Origin of the sequence: Segnochrobactrum spirostomi, from assembly GCF_009600605.1 — a bacterium.
GTDB classification, from domain to species: Bacteria; Pseudomonadota; Alphaproteobacteria; order Rhizobiales; family Segnochrobactraceae; genus Segnochrobactrum; species Segnochrobactrum spirostomi.
The window spans coordinates 1873938-1888729 of record NZ_VWNA01000001.1 but is presented as its reverse complement, the minus strand read 5'-3'; the positions used below and the strand labels follow the sequence as shown (position 1 = coordinate 1888729).

The 14792-nt window shown below is 68.8% G+C and carries 14 protein-coding genes; 3 read left to right on the top strand and 11 right to left on the bottom strand.

Annotated features, from left to right (window positions below; genetic code table 11):
• Positions 1-69 precede the first annotated feature (69 nt).
• On the bottom strand, positions 70-264 hold the full coding sequence (locus F0357_RS08450; RefSeq protein WP_153479925.1) for a hypothetical protein: 195 nt from the start codon (positions 262-264) through the stop codon (positions 70-72).
• Between the two features lie 157 nt (positions 265-421).
• Positions 422-2521 carry a transglycosylase domain-containing protein gene (locus F0357_RS08445; RefSeq protein WP_246161410.1) on the bottom strand — a complete coding sequence of 700 codons (2100 nt, stop codon included), beginning with the start codon at positions 2519-2521 and terminating at the stop codon, positions 422-424.
• Positions 2522-2794: 273 nt separating this feature from the next.
• Between F0357_RS08445 and F0357_RS08440 the strand changes: the two genes are divergently transcribed.
• Positions 2795-4603, top strand: a complete 1809-nt coding sequence (locus tag F0357_RS08440; RefSeq protein ID WP_153479923.1) for an ABC-F family ATP-binding cassette domain-containing protein — start codon at positions 2795-2797, stop codon at positions 4601-4603.
• A gap of 79 nt (positions 4604-4682) precedes the next feature.
• Positions 4683-5195, top strand: coding sequence for a hypothetical protein (locus F0357_RS08435; RefSeq protein ID WP_153479922.1), 513 nt, complete (start codon positions 4683-4685; stop codon positions 5193-5195).
• A gap of 151 nt (positions 5196-5346) precedes the next feature.
• On the opposite strand, the gene F0357_RS08430 is transcribed toward F0357_RS08435, so the two are convergent.
• The 8 genes from F0357_RS08430 to F0357_RS08395 form a co-directional block, all read right to left on the bottom strand.
• Positions 5347-5547: a hypothetical protein gene (locus F0357_RS08430; protein ID WP_153479921.1), complete on the bottom strand. Its 201-nt coding sequence runs from the start codon at positions 5545-5547 to the stop codon at positions 5347-5349.
• Between the two features lie 601 nt (positions 5548-6148).
• Entirely contained in the window at positions 6149-6451 is a 303-nt protein-coding gene (locus tag F0357_RS08425) for a hypothetical protein (protein WP_153479920.1), read from the bottom strand.
• Positions 6452-6527: 76 nt separating this feature from the next.
• Complete coding sequence (locus F0357_RS08420; protein WP_153479919.1) at positions 6528-6770, bottom strand: hypothetical protein; 243 nt, start codon at positions 6768-6770, stop codon at positions 6528-6530.
• Positions 6771-7539: 769 nt separating this feature from the next.
• A complete protein-coding gene (locus tag F0357_RS08415) occupies positions 7540-7884 on the bottom strand; it encodes a hypothetical protein (protein WP_153479918.1) in 345 nt (114 codons plus the stop codon).
• A 68-nt stretch (positions 7885-7952) separates the two neighbouring features.
• Positions 7953-8216 (bottom strand): hypothetical protein, encoded by a 264-nt coding sequence (locus F0357_RS08410; protein ID WP_153479917.1) that lies wholly within the window; start codon positions 8214-8216, stop codon positions 7953-7955.
• A gap of 547 nt (positions 8217-8763) precedes the next feature.
• Positions 8764-10386, bottom strand: coding sequence for an NTP transferase domain-containing protein (locus tag F0357_RS08405; RefSeq protein ID WP_153479916.1), 1623 nt, complete (start codon positions 10384-10386; stop codon positions 8764-8766).
• On the bottom strand, positions 10383-11093 hold the full coding sequence (locus F0357_RS08400; protein WP_153479915.1) for an XdhC family protein: 711 nt from the start codon (positions 11091-11093) through the stop codon (positions 10383-10385). The genes F0357_RS08405 and F0357_RS08400 overlap by 4 nt, the downstream gene beginning before the upstream one ends.
• A 520-nt stretch (positions 11094-11613) precedes the next feature.
• The gene (locus tag F0357_RS08395; RefSeq protein ID WP_153479914.1) at positions 11614-11970 is read right to left on the bottom strand and encodes an XdhC family protein; all 357 of its coding nucleotides are present in this window, start codon (positions 11968-11970) and stop codon (positions 11614-11616) included.
• 452 nt (positions 11971-12422) lie between these two features.
• Here F0357_RS08395 and F0357_RS08390 point away from each other — a divergent pair, with 452 nt between their 5' ends.
• Positions 12423-12989 (top strand): manganese efflux pump MntP, encoded by a 567-nt coding sequence (locus F0357_RS08390; protein WP_153479913.1) that lies wholly within the window; start codon positions 12423-12425, stop codon positions 12987-12989.
• Between the two features lie 75 nt (positions 12990-13064).
• Here F0357_RS08390 and F0357_RS08385 read toward each other — a convergent pair whose 3' ends face one another.
• Positions 13065-14675, bottom strand: coding sequence for a phosphoenolpyruvate carboxykinase (locus tag F0357_RS08385; RefSeq protein WP_312861513.1), 1611 nt, complete (start codon positions 14673-14675; stop codon positions 13065-13067).
• Positions 14676-14792 lie beyond the last annotated feature (117 nt).

Below are 14792 nucleotides of genomic sequence, written 5' to 3'. Positions count from 1 at the left end.
GGGCCGGCGCCACGATCGGGCACCGGCGCCGCCAGAGAAGCACCTTTGCCGGAACGGAACGTGTCGGCGTCAGAGGTCGACCTTGAGGTGCACCCCGAGCTCCGAGGCTTTGGCCCGGACATCGGCGACCGGCCGCCTCAGCTTGAGGCTGATCACCTCGGCCGAAACGTCCTCGCGAGCGAGGTCGAGAAGCTGGCGAACGGCCTCATGGGACCACAGCGGAGCCGCGCCGGTCGCGCCGGCGAGGGGGATCGATTGGGTCATGGCGACGTCTCCCGTCAGACAAGCTGCGGGGAGAATCGCGGGACCCCGGCGGAAAGTTCCGCCGCGGCAGATGCGCGTGGGCTGGGGGGAAGGGCGTCGCCGCCCTACCCGCCGAACAGGCGCTGGAAGAAGTTCTTCTGGGTGCCCGCCTGCGGCATCACCCGATCGCCGACCATCGGGGGCCGTTCTGAGCCTGCACCTGACCGGGCGCTCCGGGCATGGCGGCGCCGGTATCGTCGACCGGGACCTGGGCTGCGGCGTTCGCCGCCGCCTCCTGGGCCGCCTGGGCGCCCGGCAGTTCGGCGACCTGCATGCCCTGGTGGATGCCGGTCATGAGCTCGCCCCAGATCTTCGCGGGGAGCGTGCCGCCGGTCATCTTCTTGGTCGGCGTGCCGTCGTCGTTGCCGAGCCAGACGCCGGTGGTGAAGTAGCCGGTGAAGCCGACGAACCAGGCGTCGCGATAGGCCTGGCTGGTGCCGCTCTTGCCGGCCGCCGGCCAACCCTTGATGCGGGCGCGCTGGCCGGTGCCGGCGAGGATGACCTGAGACATCATCGCGTTCATCTCGCCCACATATTGGGGCTGCACGACCTGCCGGCTGCCGCCGCTCTGGCGCTCGTAGATGACGGTCTTGCCGTCCGACGAGGTGATGCGGCGGATGACGTGGGGCACCACGCCGAAGCCGCCGTTCGAGAACGGCACATAGGCCGAGGTAAGTTCGAGCGGCGTCACTTCCGAGGTGCCGAGCGCGATCGAGGCGTTCGGCTGGATCTGCGAGACGATGCCGAGCCGGTGCGCCGTGTCGATCACGGCCTGTGGCCCGAAGCGCTGCACGAGCTGCACCGAGACGGTGTTGAGCGAGAGCGCCAGCGCTCGGGCGAGCGGGATCGCCCCGAGATAGCGGTGCTCGTAGTTCTCCGGGCTCCAGCCGCCGATAGAGACGGGCTGGTCCACCACCGTCGACGACGGCGTCATGCCGTGCTCGACCGCGGTGAGATAGACGAACGGCTTGAAGGCCGAGCCCGGCTGGCGCTTGGCGGTGACGGCGCGGTTGTACTGGCTCGTCGTATAATCGCGGCCGCCGACGAGGGCCTTCACCGCGCCGTTGCCGTCGAGGATGACGACGGCGCCCTGGGTCACGCCATATTTCTTGCCATCGGTGTCGAGGCCCTTGCGGAGCGTCGCCTCGGCGGTCTTCTGCAGCGCGGAATCGATAGTGGTCTCGACGATCACGTCGCCGTTGAGTGCGCCGGCGAAGCTCGGCAATTGGTCCATCACCCAATCGGCGACGTAGCCGCCGCTTGCGACGAGCTCGCGGCTCACCGGCTTCGCCGGATGGGCGAGGGCGTCCTTCAACTGGGCGTCGGTGATGTAGTTCTCTTCGCGCATCGCGCCGAGCACCACGGCGGCGCGCTGGGCGGCGAGGTCGGCGTCGCGCGTCGGGGCATATTTGGACGGCGCCTTGAGGAGGCCCGCGATCATCGCCGATTCCGGCAGGTTCAAGTCGCGGGCGGACTTGCCGAAATAGCGCCGCGCCGCGGCATCGACGCCGTAAGCGCCGGCGCCGAGATAGACGCGGTTGAGATACATATCGAGGATCTCGTCCTTCGAATATTTCGCCTCGAGGCGGATCGAAAGGACGACTTCCTGGAGCTTGCGCTGGATGGTGCGGTCGGGCTCGAGGAAGAGATTCTTGGCGAGCTGCTGGGTCAGGGTCGAGCCGCCCTGCACCGTCGAGCCGGCGCGCAGGTTGGTCACGAAGGCGCGGGCGAGGCCGATCGGGTCGATGCCCATATGGTCGTAGAAGCGCCGGTCCTCGATCGAGACGACCGCCTCGGGCAGGAATTTCGGCATCTGCGCGAGCGGGATGCGCTCGCCGCCGGTGTCGCCGCGGTTGGCGATCAGGTCGCCGGTCTCGGAGACGATCTGCACGTTCGGCGGCCGCTTCGGCACCGAGAATTCGTCGATCGGCGGCATCGTGGCGGCGAAATAGCCGATCACCGCGGCGACTGCGATGGCGCCCCAGATCGCGAGCACGAAGCCCCAATAGATCGTGCCGCGCACAAGACGGCCGATGAGCGACCGCCGCGGCCGCTTCTTGGTACCCTTGGGACGTTTCGGGGCGGGGGGCCGGCGCTTCGGCGTGCTCGGCGGTCCGCCGGGGCGGTCGCGGGCCTCGGCGCGCAGGCCACCGTCGCTGCGTCGGCCTCCGCCGCCGCCGAACGTCGGTTCCCTGCGCTCCCCCGTTTGACGCGCCATGCTTCGCCTTCTCCGATCCATCCGTCCGAATTGAGCCGTCCCCGTTGAACCGCCGGTGTGGCGAAAAGAAGGGGCGGCCGCGGTTCGGGGATAAAGCAACGGGATTGAGATCGGGTTTCCGCACCGCCGCGGGAATTCGCGCCGGTCCGTCGCGGATCGCGGCAGAGGCGTGCCGGCGGCGGGGTCCGGCGGCGGTGGCCGTCACAGAGCGGCACCGCCTTTGACAGGTGGCCGCAATTGACATGGCGGCGCGGGCGGGCGAACACCGCCGCCATGGCACCACCGCTTCTGACCCTGCAATCGATCTCACTCACCTTCGGCGGCACGCCCGTGCTCGACGGCGCCGACCTCATCGTCGGCGAGGGGGAGCGGGTCTGCCTCGTCGGCCGCAACGGCTCCGGCAAATCGACCCTGCTCAAGATCGCGGCGGGCATCGTCGAGGCCGATCGCGGCGACCGCTTCCTGCATCCAGGCGCGACGGTGCGCTACCTGCCCCAGGAGCCGTCGTTCGAGGGCTATACCTCGACGCTCGCTTATGTCGAGGCGGGCCTCGGCCCGGGCGACGATCCCTACCGGGCCCGCCTCCTCCTCGAATCCCTCGGCCTGACCGGCGACGAGGAGCCCGACCGCCTGTCCGGCGGCGAGGGCCGCCGCGCCGCGCTCGCCCGGGTGCTGGCGCCGGAGCCCGACATCCTCTTTCTCGACGAGCCGACCAACCATCTCGATCTGCCGGCGATCGAATGGCTCGAAGGCGAGCTCTCCGGCCTGCGCTCGGCGATCGTCCTCATCAGCCACGATCGCCGCTTCCTCGAGCGGCTATCGCGGGCGACCGTGTGGCTCGATCGCGGCCGCACCCGGCGGCACGACCGCGGCTTCGCCTTCTTCGAGGCGTGGCGCGACGAGGTCTATGCGGAGGAGGAGCGCGACCGCCACAAGCTCGACCGCAAGATCGCCATGGAGGAGGACTGGGTCCGCTACGGCGTCTCGGCGCGGCGCAAGCGCAACCAGCGCCGCCTCGGTCTGCTCGGCGAGATGCGCGACGCTCGCCGTACCGCCCGCCGCGCGGTCGGTGAGGTCAAGCTCGCCGCCTCCGAGAGCGACGTCTCCGGCAAGCTCGTCATCGAGGCGAAGGACGTCTACAAGTCCTACGGCGAGACCCCGATCGTTTCGGGCTTCTCGACCCGAATCCTGCGCGGCGACCGGGTCGGCATCGTCGGACCGAACGGGGCCGGCAAGACGACCCTCGTCAACCTCATCACCGGAGCGCTCGCCCCGGATTCCGGCATCATCCGCCTCGGCACCAATCTCGACGTCGTCACCCTCGACCAGCACCGCGAGAGCCTCGACCCGACGGCGCCGCTCACCGAGGTGCTGACCGAAGGCCGCAACGACCAGGTCATCGTCAACGGCGAGCCGCGCCACGTCGTCAGCTACATGAAGGACTTCCTGTTCTCGCCCGAACAGGCGCGCACGCCCGTCAGCGTGCTCTCCGGCGGCGAGCGGGGCCGGCTGATGCTCGCCCGCGCCCTGGCGCGGCCTTCGAACCTCCTCGTGCTCGACGAACCGACCAACGATCTCGACCTCGAGACGCTGGATCTTCTCCAGGAGATGCTGGGCGACTACGGCGGCACCGTTCTCCTCATCAGCCACGACCGCGACTTTATCGACCGCGTCGTGACTTCGGTGATCGCCTACGAGGGGCCCGGCGTCTGGCGCGATTATGCCGGCGGCTACAGCGACATGGTCGCCCAGCGTGGGCGCGGCGTCACGATGAAGGGGGTGGCGGCAGCCGAGCGCGGGGCGGAGGATAAGCCGGCGGCCGTTCAGGCCAAGGCGGAGGCGCGCCGAAAGCTCTCCTTCAAGGAGAAGCACGCGCTCGAGACGCTGCCCAAGACCATGGCGGCGCTCGAGAAGGACATCGCGACGTTGCAGACGAAGCTCTCCGAGCCCAATCTGTTCGCCCGCGACCGGGCGGCCTTCGAGAAGGCTGCGACCGCGCTGAAGGCGGCCGAAGGCAAGCTCGCCGAGGCCGAAGAGGAATGGCTGCGGCTCGAACTCCTGAAGGAAGAGCTCGAGGGCTGAGACCGCATCCCTCGGCCCGCGGAACTTCGGGACCGCGGGGGCGTTGGCCACGAATGCCTTCGCCGAACGGGAGACAGGGATGAACCGCACCGCCGTCGCCGCAGCCTTCGTGATCGCCGCCTCGCTGCCGGCGGCCGCCGCCGTCGATGCCGCCTTCCTGTCCCGCTTCTCAGGCCATTGGAGCGGCGGCGGCATGGTCCAGCGCAATCTCCAATCCGGTCAGACGCGCGTGACGTGCGACCTCGACGGCAGCGCGGACGGCAATCACGTCCGCCTCGCCGGCAATTGCCGCGCCTACCTGATCTTCAGCCGGGCGATCTCCGCCGACATCACCCAGGACCCGCGCACCGGCCGCTTCACCGGTACCTATGTCGGCTCCATCGTCGGCCCGGCCAAATTGTCGGGCGCGCGTAAGGGCGACACCATCACCCTGACGATCACCTGGCCGAAGCCGGTCAACGGCGACACCACGGCGACGATGACCATCGTCAATGCCGGACAGAACGGCTTCACCTTCGTCGTCGAGGACAAGCTCGGCACCGACGGCCCGATGGTCAAGACGACGGACGTCGCCTTCAAGAAGAAGAAATAAAAAAACGGGCCTTCCGGATGGGAAGGCCCGTTTGAGTCGGGAGGTTCACAGAGGAAGAGGGTAGGCGTCGAGATAAATCCGGAGGCGGCCCGTAGGTCGTCGGGATCGGGTCGCCACCACTGTCGGCAGGCCAGCGGGTCGGCCGACCGGGTTACTGATTGGCGAGGCCCTGCAGCATGCCGGACTGTTGGAGCTGCTGCTGGCTCGGATAATAGATATCCGCAGTCGCGCCGCCCATTTCGTTGGCGAACGGCAGGTTGGCGAGCGCTTGCTGCACCGTCTGCTGTGACGAGCCGGTGCCGCCGGAGATGGTGTGCAAGGCGCGATCTTCGATCGTGGTGAAAGTGGTCATGATGGTGTCTCCCCGTGTTCGATCGGTACGTTCAACGGGGGATTCGACGTCTCGGACCCTCGCTTCTGAGGGTGGCTCGCACGGAGCCGGGCGCCGCATCCCGGTGAGATGGGGCGAAGACGGTCGGGGCCGAACCGGAGGGTTGCCAGAGACGCCGGCAGCGCGGGCGGAGGGGTCTCGAGAGCTTCGGGGTGAGGCTCTGACCGCTTGGACCTCGCGGTCCGCACGGTTTTAGTCTGAAGATCGAATCGGACAACTTCGCCTCTGTTGGCGGGCGGTCCCATCCGTTCGATTCGACTTTATAAGTTAGAAAATCATTTGGATGACTTCTGTCTGCTTCGATCGTTTCGACGAAGCTGAGGATACGCCGATGGCGGTGGCGGTCAAGCGGGGGAGTGGCCTTTATTGCGAACCTGTCGCAAGTTTAATGTTGCGGTGAGCGTCTGGCCCCGCTGGCCGGGCCGCGCGGCCGGGATGGAACGGGGCCGCTGCCGCGCGCTGCGCGGGGTCCGCACGGACGCTCCCCGAACGGAAGCGGGCCGCCCTCCGGCATCCGGAGAGTGGCCCGCTTGGTCATGAATGTGCGGTCGGGACGGCCGCATCAGAAGAACTTGTAGGCGAGATAGCCGATCCCGGCCGCGACCGCGCCGCCGACCACCGCCCCGACCGGGCCGAGGCAGGAGCCGGCCTCGGCGCCTTCCGCACCGGCTTCGGCCGCGGCCTCGCCGGCGCCGCCTTCGAGGATATCGCTTCCGACCGAGCTCACGGTGCGGGACATATCGCAGACCCAACCGCTCAGTTCGTCGCCGATATCGGAGAACCAGCTCAGGCTGCCGCCGGTCACGGTGTTCAGGGCTGCGTCGTTCAGGGCGAGCGCCTCGCCGTTCATATTCATGGTCATCATCGACATTTTGGCACCTATTCAGGAAAGGGTTTCCATTTGATGGGTTGAAGCGCGCCGCGCGTGCGGTGCCGGATCGTCAGCCGTTGGCGTCCGGGTTCGGCGCCGGCACCGGGAAGGCATCCGGGTTCGGGCAGGGGCCGATCGGGAACGCATCGGGGTTCGGGCAAGGGCCGAAGCGGTTGGCCTCGCCCCCGAAGGGCAGACCGGCGATCACCTGGTTGATGACCTGCTGCGGCGTGACGGTGCCGCCGGCGATCATCGCCAGGGCGTGGTCGTCCAGGGCCGTGGTGCGGGCGGTGTTGGCGAAGGTGGTGTTCATAATGGTCACTCCCAGTGTTTGCGTGCGACTGGGGATTCGACGTCTCGAGCCCTCGATGACGAGGGTGGCTCGCAACGAGCCGGGCGCCGCATCCTCGTGAGATGGGGCGAAGACGGTCGGGGCCGGACCGGAGGGTTGCCGGAAACGCCGGCAGCGCGGGCGGAGGGGTCTCGAGAGCTTCGATTTGAGCTCCGTCGTGCGGGCCCTGTGGGTCCGCGCGGCATTTTTCTGAGTTCGGGCCGATGAAATCCTGCTTTCGCTAGGTTTATCTCGGAGTTCCCGTCTTCGGATCGATGGACGAAAAGAAGAAGATTTCTGTTTGCTTCGGCTTCATCGTCGCTTCGATGAAGATGAAAATACCCCGACGCGCCGCCCGGTCAAGCCGCCCTCGGGCTCTAGTTGCGAATCTATCTCAAGTTTAATGCGGCGGTTAGGGTCCGTTCACGGTGCGGCCCGCGGTCCTGCCCGCAGGGCTGGCGAAGGCCGCTCTCGAAGAGGCGCCAAAGCGCGAAGAGGGCGCGTCTCCCCCCAAGGGGACGCGCCCTCTTCCTTTTCCCGCCGGGTCTGCGCGTCTCCCCCAACGGACAGGCGCGCCAGGCGGGAAAATACCGGCCCGGCTCCTGCCGGACCGGAGGGTCAGGTCGCCCAGCGATGTGGCGGCGCCCTGAGAACTCCCGCGGGCGCCCCGTCAGGGGCACCCGCTTGTCAGCCGGTTCGGGCACGCCGTGCGTTTCGACCGGTTACGCGTGTCGCGCTCAGCGTCTTTCGATCAGAAGATCTTGTAAGCTGCGTAAGCGAGGCCGGCGACTGCGGCCACGACTGCGACGCCGGCCGCGATGGGCGCGAGGACGGTGGCACCGGCGGTGGCAGCGGCCGCGGCCCCGACGTCCGCTGCGGCGGCACCCGCGCCGCCCGCCATCAGCCCTCCCTCGCCGACGGCCGCCGCCCCGACATCGCTGACGGACATGTCGCCGGCCCCGCTGAGATCGTCCCGCAGAGACGACCAACCGGAGGACCATATATCGGATGGGTCGATGTCGAGGCTCAGGCCGCCGGCAACCGCGCGGAGCGTAGTATCATCGAGCTTCAGCGCGCCGTTCGTATTCACGATCATCTCAGACATTGTAGCACCTATTGCGTTTCTATTCCTGGCTGGAACAGGAAGGTTTCAATCACGCCGGATCAGCCGTTGGCGAAGATCGTGCCGGGGATGCCGACGACGGTCGTGTCCGGGAAGGGAGCGTTGCCGAACGGGGCGTGGGTACCGCCGGTCCCGACGGGGAAGGTGTTGATCGGGGTCCAGCCGGGGTCGGCACCGCCCATGACGAGCGGTTCCACCGTGTGCGCGCCGATCTCGGGGCCGAGATCGAAGGGCTGAAAGGTGCCGCCGTTCACCGCGTTGAGGGTGCGGTCGTCGAGCGGGATGTTCTGCGAGAAGGTGTTCATGATGGTCAGTCCCAGTGTGGGTGGTTGAACTGGGGATTCGACGTCTTTTCCCTCGTTTCAGGAGGGTGGCTCGCGCGGAGCCCGGCGCCGCATCCGTCAAGATGGGCGAAGACGGTCGGGGCCTAACCGGAGGGTTGCCGGGAGCGCCGGCAGCGCGGGCGGAGGGGTCGCCGAGAGCTTCGGGGTGAGAGGCTCTGAACCGCTCGGGCTTGATCGCCTTTGCGGCCCATATTTCAGGTTCGGATTTGGATTGACGGTGATTTAATCTTCCCCGTTGGCCTTATCCGCTCGATTCGTCTTGGAAGGCGAAGGATTTTTTATCTCCGTTGTCTTCCGCGTCGCTTCGATGGAGATAAGGATACGACGATTTGGATTTCGGTCAATTGGCGATGAAGCGTTATCGGCGACTATGTCCTATTATTAATGATCGAATACGTATATCTGGCGATTTATACCTGAAATGGGTCGGCAATACTCATTTCGAGTAGCGCGGGGCGCAATAGAAGGTGTCCTCATCACGAGACGCCCCGTGACCCCACGGAAGGCTTCAGATCGTCGTCTCGGCGCCGAGGGCGGCGAGGGCCTCGGGCGTGTCGACGTCGAAGGCCGCACCGTCGCCCTGTTCGACTTCGGTGATCGCTTCCGGGTAGGCGGCGAGAAGGTCGCGGCCGCCGGTGTCGCCACGGATCGCCTGGAGTTCCGGGAAGAAGCGCCGCGACCACAGAACGGGATTGCCGCGCCGTCCGCCGCTCGTCGACAGCGCGATCAGAGCGCCGCGCGCCGGCTGATAGGCGTCGACGAGCCGGTCGACCATGCCGGCCGTTACCCGGGGCATGTCGCCGAGCAGGACCGCCGCCGCCTCGATCTCGGCACCGAGAGCGTCGAGGCCGGCGGCGAGGGAGGTCGAGAGGCCTTCCGCATAAGCGGGATTGTGGACGAAGCGCACGGGAAGGCCCTCGAGCGCCGCGCGGACGACCGGGGCCTCGTGGCCCGTCACCACGATCACGGCGGTCGCCCGGCTGCCGCAGGCGGCCTCGACCGCGCGGCGCACCAGCGGGCGGCCGTCGAGGGGCGCGAGCAGCTTGTTCGGTCCGCCCATGCGGGTGGACCGGCCGGCGGCGAGCACGATCGCGGCGATCCGGGGCGCGGCCGCGGGCTCCGGCGCCGGGGCCTCGCGCGGCCGCGGGCGCGACACGATCTCGTTGAGGAGGCCGCCGACGCCGAGCGCCGCGATGTCGTCGGAGGTGACGGTGAGGCCCGCGATCAGCCGGTTCAGGACCCAATCGAAGCCGTTCTCCTTGGGGCTGCGGGCGCAGCCGGGGGCGACGACGACGGGCCGGCCGTCGTGGCGGCCGAGGAGGAGCAGATTGCCGGGATCGACCGGCATGCCGAAGCGCTCGATCTCGCCGCCGGCGGCGACGAGCCCAGCCGGGAGCACGTCCGCGATGTCGGTCACGGCGGAAGCCCCGAACAGCACGACGAGGTCCGGCGCGTCCCGCGCGGCGTCGGCGATCGCCGACGCGACCGCCTCCGTCGTATGGGGGATGCGACGGTCGGCGACGATGGTGCTGGCCGACGGCGCGAGCCGCGCCCGGAGCACCGCGAGCGTCTTGTCGATGACGCTTTCCTTGAGGTTCGGCAGCCGCGTCGAGATCACCGCGACGCGGCGCGGGCGGAACGGCGCGAGACGGATCGGTGGCCGCTGGGTGGTGCTCTCGAGCGCCGCCGTGACGGCGTCGAGGCCGACGGCGAAGGGGATGATCTTGACGGTTGCCGCCATCGTGCCCGCTTCGAGCGGCGCGAACGGCGGCAGCGTCGCCAGCGTGATGCCGTCGTCGATCCGGTTGAAGGCATGAACGCCGGCGGCGTCGACGACGAGGAGGCCTGGCACCGTGGCCCGCAGGTTGACGCGGCCGGCGGCGGCTTCGTCGGCGGCGAGGCCGTCGCCCGTCAGCGCGCCGGCGAGGCGGCGTGCCGCCTCGTCTTCGTGGCGATCGCGGTCGGGATCGAGCCGGGCCGCGATCACCTCGGCGATGCCGGCCGCGGCGAGCGCGGCGCACTCGGCCGGTCCGAGGCGCTGGCCCTTGCGCAGTAGGATATCCCCGGCCCGGACGGCGTGGGCGAGCAGCGCCCCGTCCGCGGCGGCGATCGGGATCGGGCCGAATTTCAAGACGCTGCCTCCCCCGTGGGCCGTCGCGGGCCGCCGCGCAGGGCGGCGATGATCTCCGCGAGCACGGCGACGGCGATCTCGGCCGGCGTCGCCGCGCCGATATCGAGGCCGATCGGGGCCGCGATGCGGGCGATTGCCGCCGGGGCAACGCCGGCCGCGGTGAGCCGCTCGACGCGCCGGGCATGAGTCTTCCGGCTGCCGAGCGCACCGACATAGAAGCAGCCGGCGGCGAGTGCGGCCTCGATCGCCGGTTCGTCGATCTTCGGATCGTGGGTGAGGGCGGCGAGCGCCGTGAAGCGATCGAACGCGAGCGCCGCCGCGACGTCGCCCGGCCAGGCGGGGATCAGCGTGGCGCCGGGAAAGCGTTCCGGCGCAGCGAAGGCGGTGCGCGGATCGACGATGGTGACGTCGAGCCCGGCGATCGACGCCATCGGCGCGAGCGCCTGGGTGATGTGGACCGCACCGACTGCGACGAGCCGCGGCGGCGGCAGGTGGACATTGAGGAACAGGGGCTCCCCGGCCGCCTCGACGAGCCCGGATCGGCCGGAGCGGAACCGTATGGCGGCCTCCGTGGCGAGCGGATCACCGTCGGGCACGGCGCCCTCCGAGAGGAGCCGCGCCGTGCCGTCGGCAAGCCGCGTCGCCACGATCACCGCGCGCCGGGCCCGGCGCTCCGCATTGAGCGCGGCGAGAAGGCTCAGATCCATGCCGGCCTCCCGCTGCATGCGCTCCCGCTGGGCCTCGCCACCGCTTCCCTTCTCCCCTCAGGGGAGAAGGTGCCCCGCAGGGGCGGATGAGGGGAAAGGCGTTCCATTTGAAAAGGTTGTGGGCGGCGGAAGCGGCCCCTCATCCGGCCCTGCGGGCCACCTTCTCCCCGCTTGCGGGGAGAAGGAAGCGGGGCGCCGATGATTATCGACGGGGGCGCTCCTGTGGAGTCGGATGCACCGACCGCCCCGATGCAGGCGAGGGCAATCGCACGTGATGGCGGCTGCTCCGAGGAGGGTACGCACGTCCTTTCCGTCGTCCTCCCCGGGCTCGTCCTGGGGACCCAGGGGCTGCGCGCCCTGTGTTCACCGCCCCTGGGTTGCCGGCACGAGGCCGGCAATGACGACGGAGAGCAAGGTGTCCGCCGCATAAGCGGGGTCGTTTGGATGGTCCGGGACCATATCCGATGGCCCTCGATGCACGCGGGGATTCTGTCCCCCCAATCTGCCGTCCAGCATCCGCTCATGAAATCGGCTCGACATAGATCCGGATCGTGCCGCCGCAGGACAGGCCGACCTTCCAGGCGGTCTCGTCGGCGACGCCGAATTCGAGGAGCCGCGTCCGTCCGTCCGCGATCGCTTCCAGGGCCTCGCCGACCACGGCGCCCTCGACGCAGCCGCCCGAAACGGAGCCTTCGAACAGGCCGTCGCCGTCGATGACCAAGTGCGAGCCGACCGGCCGCGGGGCCGAGCCCCAGGTCTCGACCACGGTGGCGAGCGCCACCGGCCGACCCGCCCGCCGCCAGGCTTCCGCGACGGCGAGCACGTCGGGCGGCTCGGTGCGGGCGGCCGATCCGGCGGGGGGAACAGTGGGGCTCATGGCAGCGCTCCCGCTAGCCTTCGTGCGATCATCGATGGCCGCATCCCGTTCGCGGTCGTTCCGGGTCGCCTGCGAAGGTGTGCATCGTGGGTGATCCCGACACGGCGGACAGTTTGTCGCAGATTAGCGCGTTGCGTCTTGGACGCAATCCAAAGTCCGTGGAGCGGTCCTCGCCGCGCGCCGCTAGATGTCCGCTGTGGCACGGTAAATCGGTCTCGCGGACATGCTTCTAAGTCGCGACTGGACTTTGAATGATTTCAAGTCGCGGTCGCCGATTCTTCATGCAACTGATGTGCAAACACAACGATTGCCGGGATCGTGATCACGATGATAGGCCCACCTAGAAGCGCTGGCGGCCCCGATCTTCCGCGACGCATGGGCTCGGGGCTTCGTCAGCGGCGGCGCTCATCTTGCAATCTTTCTGTCTGTACGCGTGAGGAGGCTCGGCCGGCATGGTTCTTTCGGTGCAGACCTTCGTGCTCGCGTTGGTGCTTTCCGCCGACGCCTTCGCGGCGGCGGTCGCCAAGGGGGCGACCTATCCGGCGCTTAGGTTCGGACGCTCGGTCGGCATCGCCTGCGGCTTCGGCCTTCTCGAGGCGCTCGCGCCGCTGATCGGCTGGCTCGCGGGGGAGCGCTTCGCCCATCTCGTGGCGCCGTTCGACCATTGGATCGCGTTCGCCATTCTCGGCGTCCTCGGTCTGCGCATGACGCTCGGGGCCTTGAAACCGCGGGCCGAGGAAACGGCCGAACGGGCCGGCCCGAGCTTCGCGGTGGTGGCGACAACGGCGCTCGGCACGTCCATCGACGCGACCGCGGTGGGGCTGACGCTCGCCCTTCTGACCGACCGCATCTTGGTCGCGATCGTCACCATCGGCCTGGTCACCTTCGCCATGACCCTGATGGGGCTCGGTCTCGGCCGTTTCGCCGGCGCGCGCCTCGGCCGCGTGGCGGAGGCGCTCGGCGGCGTCGCGCTCGTCGCCATCGGCCTGCACGTGCTCGCCGATCATCTCGGCGGCTGACGCGACGGCTCGAAAGCCCGAGAGCGCCGGGGATGCCGGCGCTCTCGCGTTCTCGGGGTGTGCCGGCCGGTCGTGTCAGGCCGCGATCCGCACGGCCGGCGCGGCGGCGCGGACGTCGGCATCGACCGAGCCCTCGAACTTCTCGAAATTTCGGCGGAACATGCCGACGAGCGCCCGCGCCGTCTCGTCGAAGGCCGCCTTGTCCGCCCAGGTCTTCGCCGGGTAGAGCAGGTGCGGTTCGACGCCCGCGACCGAGGTCGGCACCTTGAAGCCGAAATAGGGGTCGGTGCGGAAGCCGGCGCTCTTGAGCGAGCCGTCGAGGGCGGCGGCGAGCAGGGTGCGCGTCACCTTGATCGGCATGCGCCGGCCGACGCCGTATTTGCCGCCGGTCCAGCCGGTGTTGACGAGCCAGCAATCGGCGCCGTGACGGGCGATCAGCTCGCGGAGCAGATTGCCGTATTCGGTCGGGTGGCGCGGCATGAACGGTGCGCCGAAGCAGGTCGAGAACGTCGCCTCCGGCTCCGTCACGCCCTTCTCGGTGCCGGCGACCTTCGCCGTGTAGCCGGAGAGGAAGTGGTACATCGCCTCGGCCGGGCTCAGCCGCGCGATCGGGGGCATCACGCCGAAGGCGTCGGCGGTCAGCATCACGATCGTCTTCGGGTGGCCGGCGCGGCCGGTTTCGCTCGCGTTGGCGATGAAGTGGATCGGGTAGGCGGCGCGGGTGTTCTCGGTCAGGCTGCCGTCGTCGAAATCGGGCACGCGGGTGACGGGATCGAGCACCACGTTCTCGAGCACCGTGCCGAAGCGCTCGGTCGTCGAGAAGATCGCCGGCTCGGCCTCGCGGGAGAGGCGGATCGTCTTGGCGTAGCAGCCGCCCTCGAAATTGAAGATGCCGTTGTCGCCCCAGCCGTGCTCGTCGTCGCCGACGAGGGTGCGAGCGGGATCGGCCGAGAGGGTCGTCTTGCCGGTTCCGGAGAGGCCGAAGAACAGGGCGGAATCGCCGGCCGGGCCGACATTCGCCGAGCAATGCATCGGCATGACGCCCTGCGGCGGCAGCAGGAAGTTCAGAAGTGTGAACACCGACTTCTTCATCTCGCCGGCATAGGACGTGCCGCCGATCAGCACGATCTTGCGGGTGAAGTCGCAGGCGATGACCGTTTCCGTGCGGGTGCCGTGGCGCGCCGGGTCGGCCTTGAAGCTCGGCAGGTCGATGATGGTGAGTTCGGGCACGAAGGTCGCGAGCTCCTCCGCCGCCGGGCGGATCAGGAGATTGCGGATGAAGAGGGCGTGCCACGCATATTCGACGAAGAGGCGGGTCGGCAGGCGATAGTCGGGGTCGGCGCCGCCGTAGAGATCCTGCACCTCGAGGGCGCGGCCCTTGGCATGGGCGAGCATGTCGGCGAGCAACAGGTCGAAATGGTCCCGGCTCATCTCGCGGTTGTTGTCCCACCAGACGCTCGGTTCGGTGAGGGCGTCGCGGACCACGAACTTGTCGCGCGGCGAGCGGCCGGTATGGACACCGGTCGTCACCGTGAGCGCGCCGCCGGCCGCCACCCGGCCTTCGCCGTTGCGGATCGCGGTCTCGTAGAGCTCCGCCTCGCCACCGTTCCAGCGCAGGCTCGCGAGCCCCTCGAACGCGAACGACCCGAGGCCGAACGTCTCGTTTCGAAGACCGGTCTCTTTCACGCGCACTCTCCTTTAATTCGGATCTAAAAGTAATCGTGCTTCATTTATTCGGGTGCGCTCTTTGGCGCTTCGGCAGAAAACATAGGCGCAGCGACGCGGGAACTGCAAGGTTTCGAC

Excerpts from the sequence above, each read along its gene's own strand:
- F0357_RS08450 (WP_153479925.1), bottom strand. The coding sequence starts at position 264 with ATGACCCAATCGATCCCCCTCGCCGGCGCGACCGGCGCGGCTCCGCTG.
- F0357_RS08445 (WP_246161410.1), bottom strand. The coding sequence starts at position 2,521 with ATGGCGCGTCAAACGGGGGAGCGCAGGGAACCGACGTTCGGCGGCGGC.
- F0357_RS08440 (WP_153479923.1), top strand. The coding sequence starts at position 2,795 with ATGGCACCACCGCTTCTGACCCTGCAATCGATCTCACTCACCTTCGGC.
- F0357_RS08435 (WP_153479922.1), top strand. The coding sequence starts at position 4,683 with ATGAACCGCACCGCCGTCGCCGCAGCCTTCGTGATCGCCGCCTCGCTG.
- F0357_RS08430 (WP_153479921.1), bottom strand. The coding sequence starts at position 5,547 with ATGACCACTTTCACCACGATCGAAGATCGCGCCTTGCACACCATCTCC.
- F0357_RS08425 (WP_153479920.1), bottom strand. The coding sequence starts at position 6,451 with ATGATGACCATGAATATGAACGGCGAGGCGCTCGCCCTGAACGACGCA.
- F0357_RS08420 (WP_153479919.1), bottom strand. The coding sequence starts at position 6,770 with ATGAACACCACCTTCGCCAACACCGCCCGCACCACGGCCCTGGACGAC.
- F0357_RS08415 (WP_153479918.1), bottom strand. The coding sequence starts at position 7,884 with ATGATCGTGAATACGAACGGCGCGCTGAAGCTCGATGATACTACGCTC.
- F0357_RS08410 (WP_153479917.1), bottom strand. The coding sequence starts at position 8,216 with ATGAACACCTTCTCGCAGAACATCCCGCTCGACGACCGCACCCTCAAC.
- F0357_RS08400 (WP_153479915.1), bottom strand. The coding sequence starts at position 11,093 with ATGGATCTGAGCCTTCTCGCCGCGCTCAATGCGGAGCGCCGGGCCCGG.
- F0357_RS08395 (WP_153479914.1), bottom strand. The coding sequence starts at position 11,970 with ATGAGCCCCACTGTTCCCCCCGCCGGATCGGCCGCCCGCACCGAGCCG.
- F0357_RS08390 (WP_153479913.1), top strand. The coding sequence starts at position 12,423 with ATGGTTCTTTCGGTGCAGACCTTCGTGCTCGCGTTGGTGCTTTCCGCC.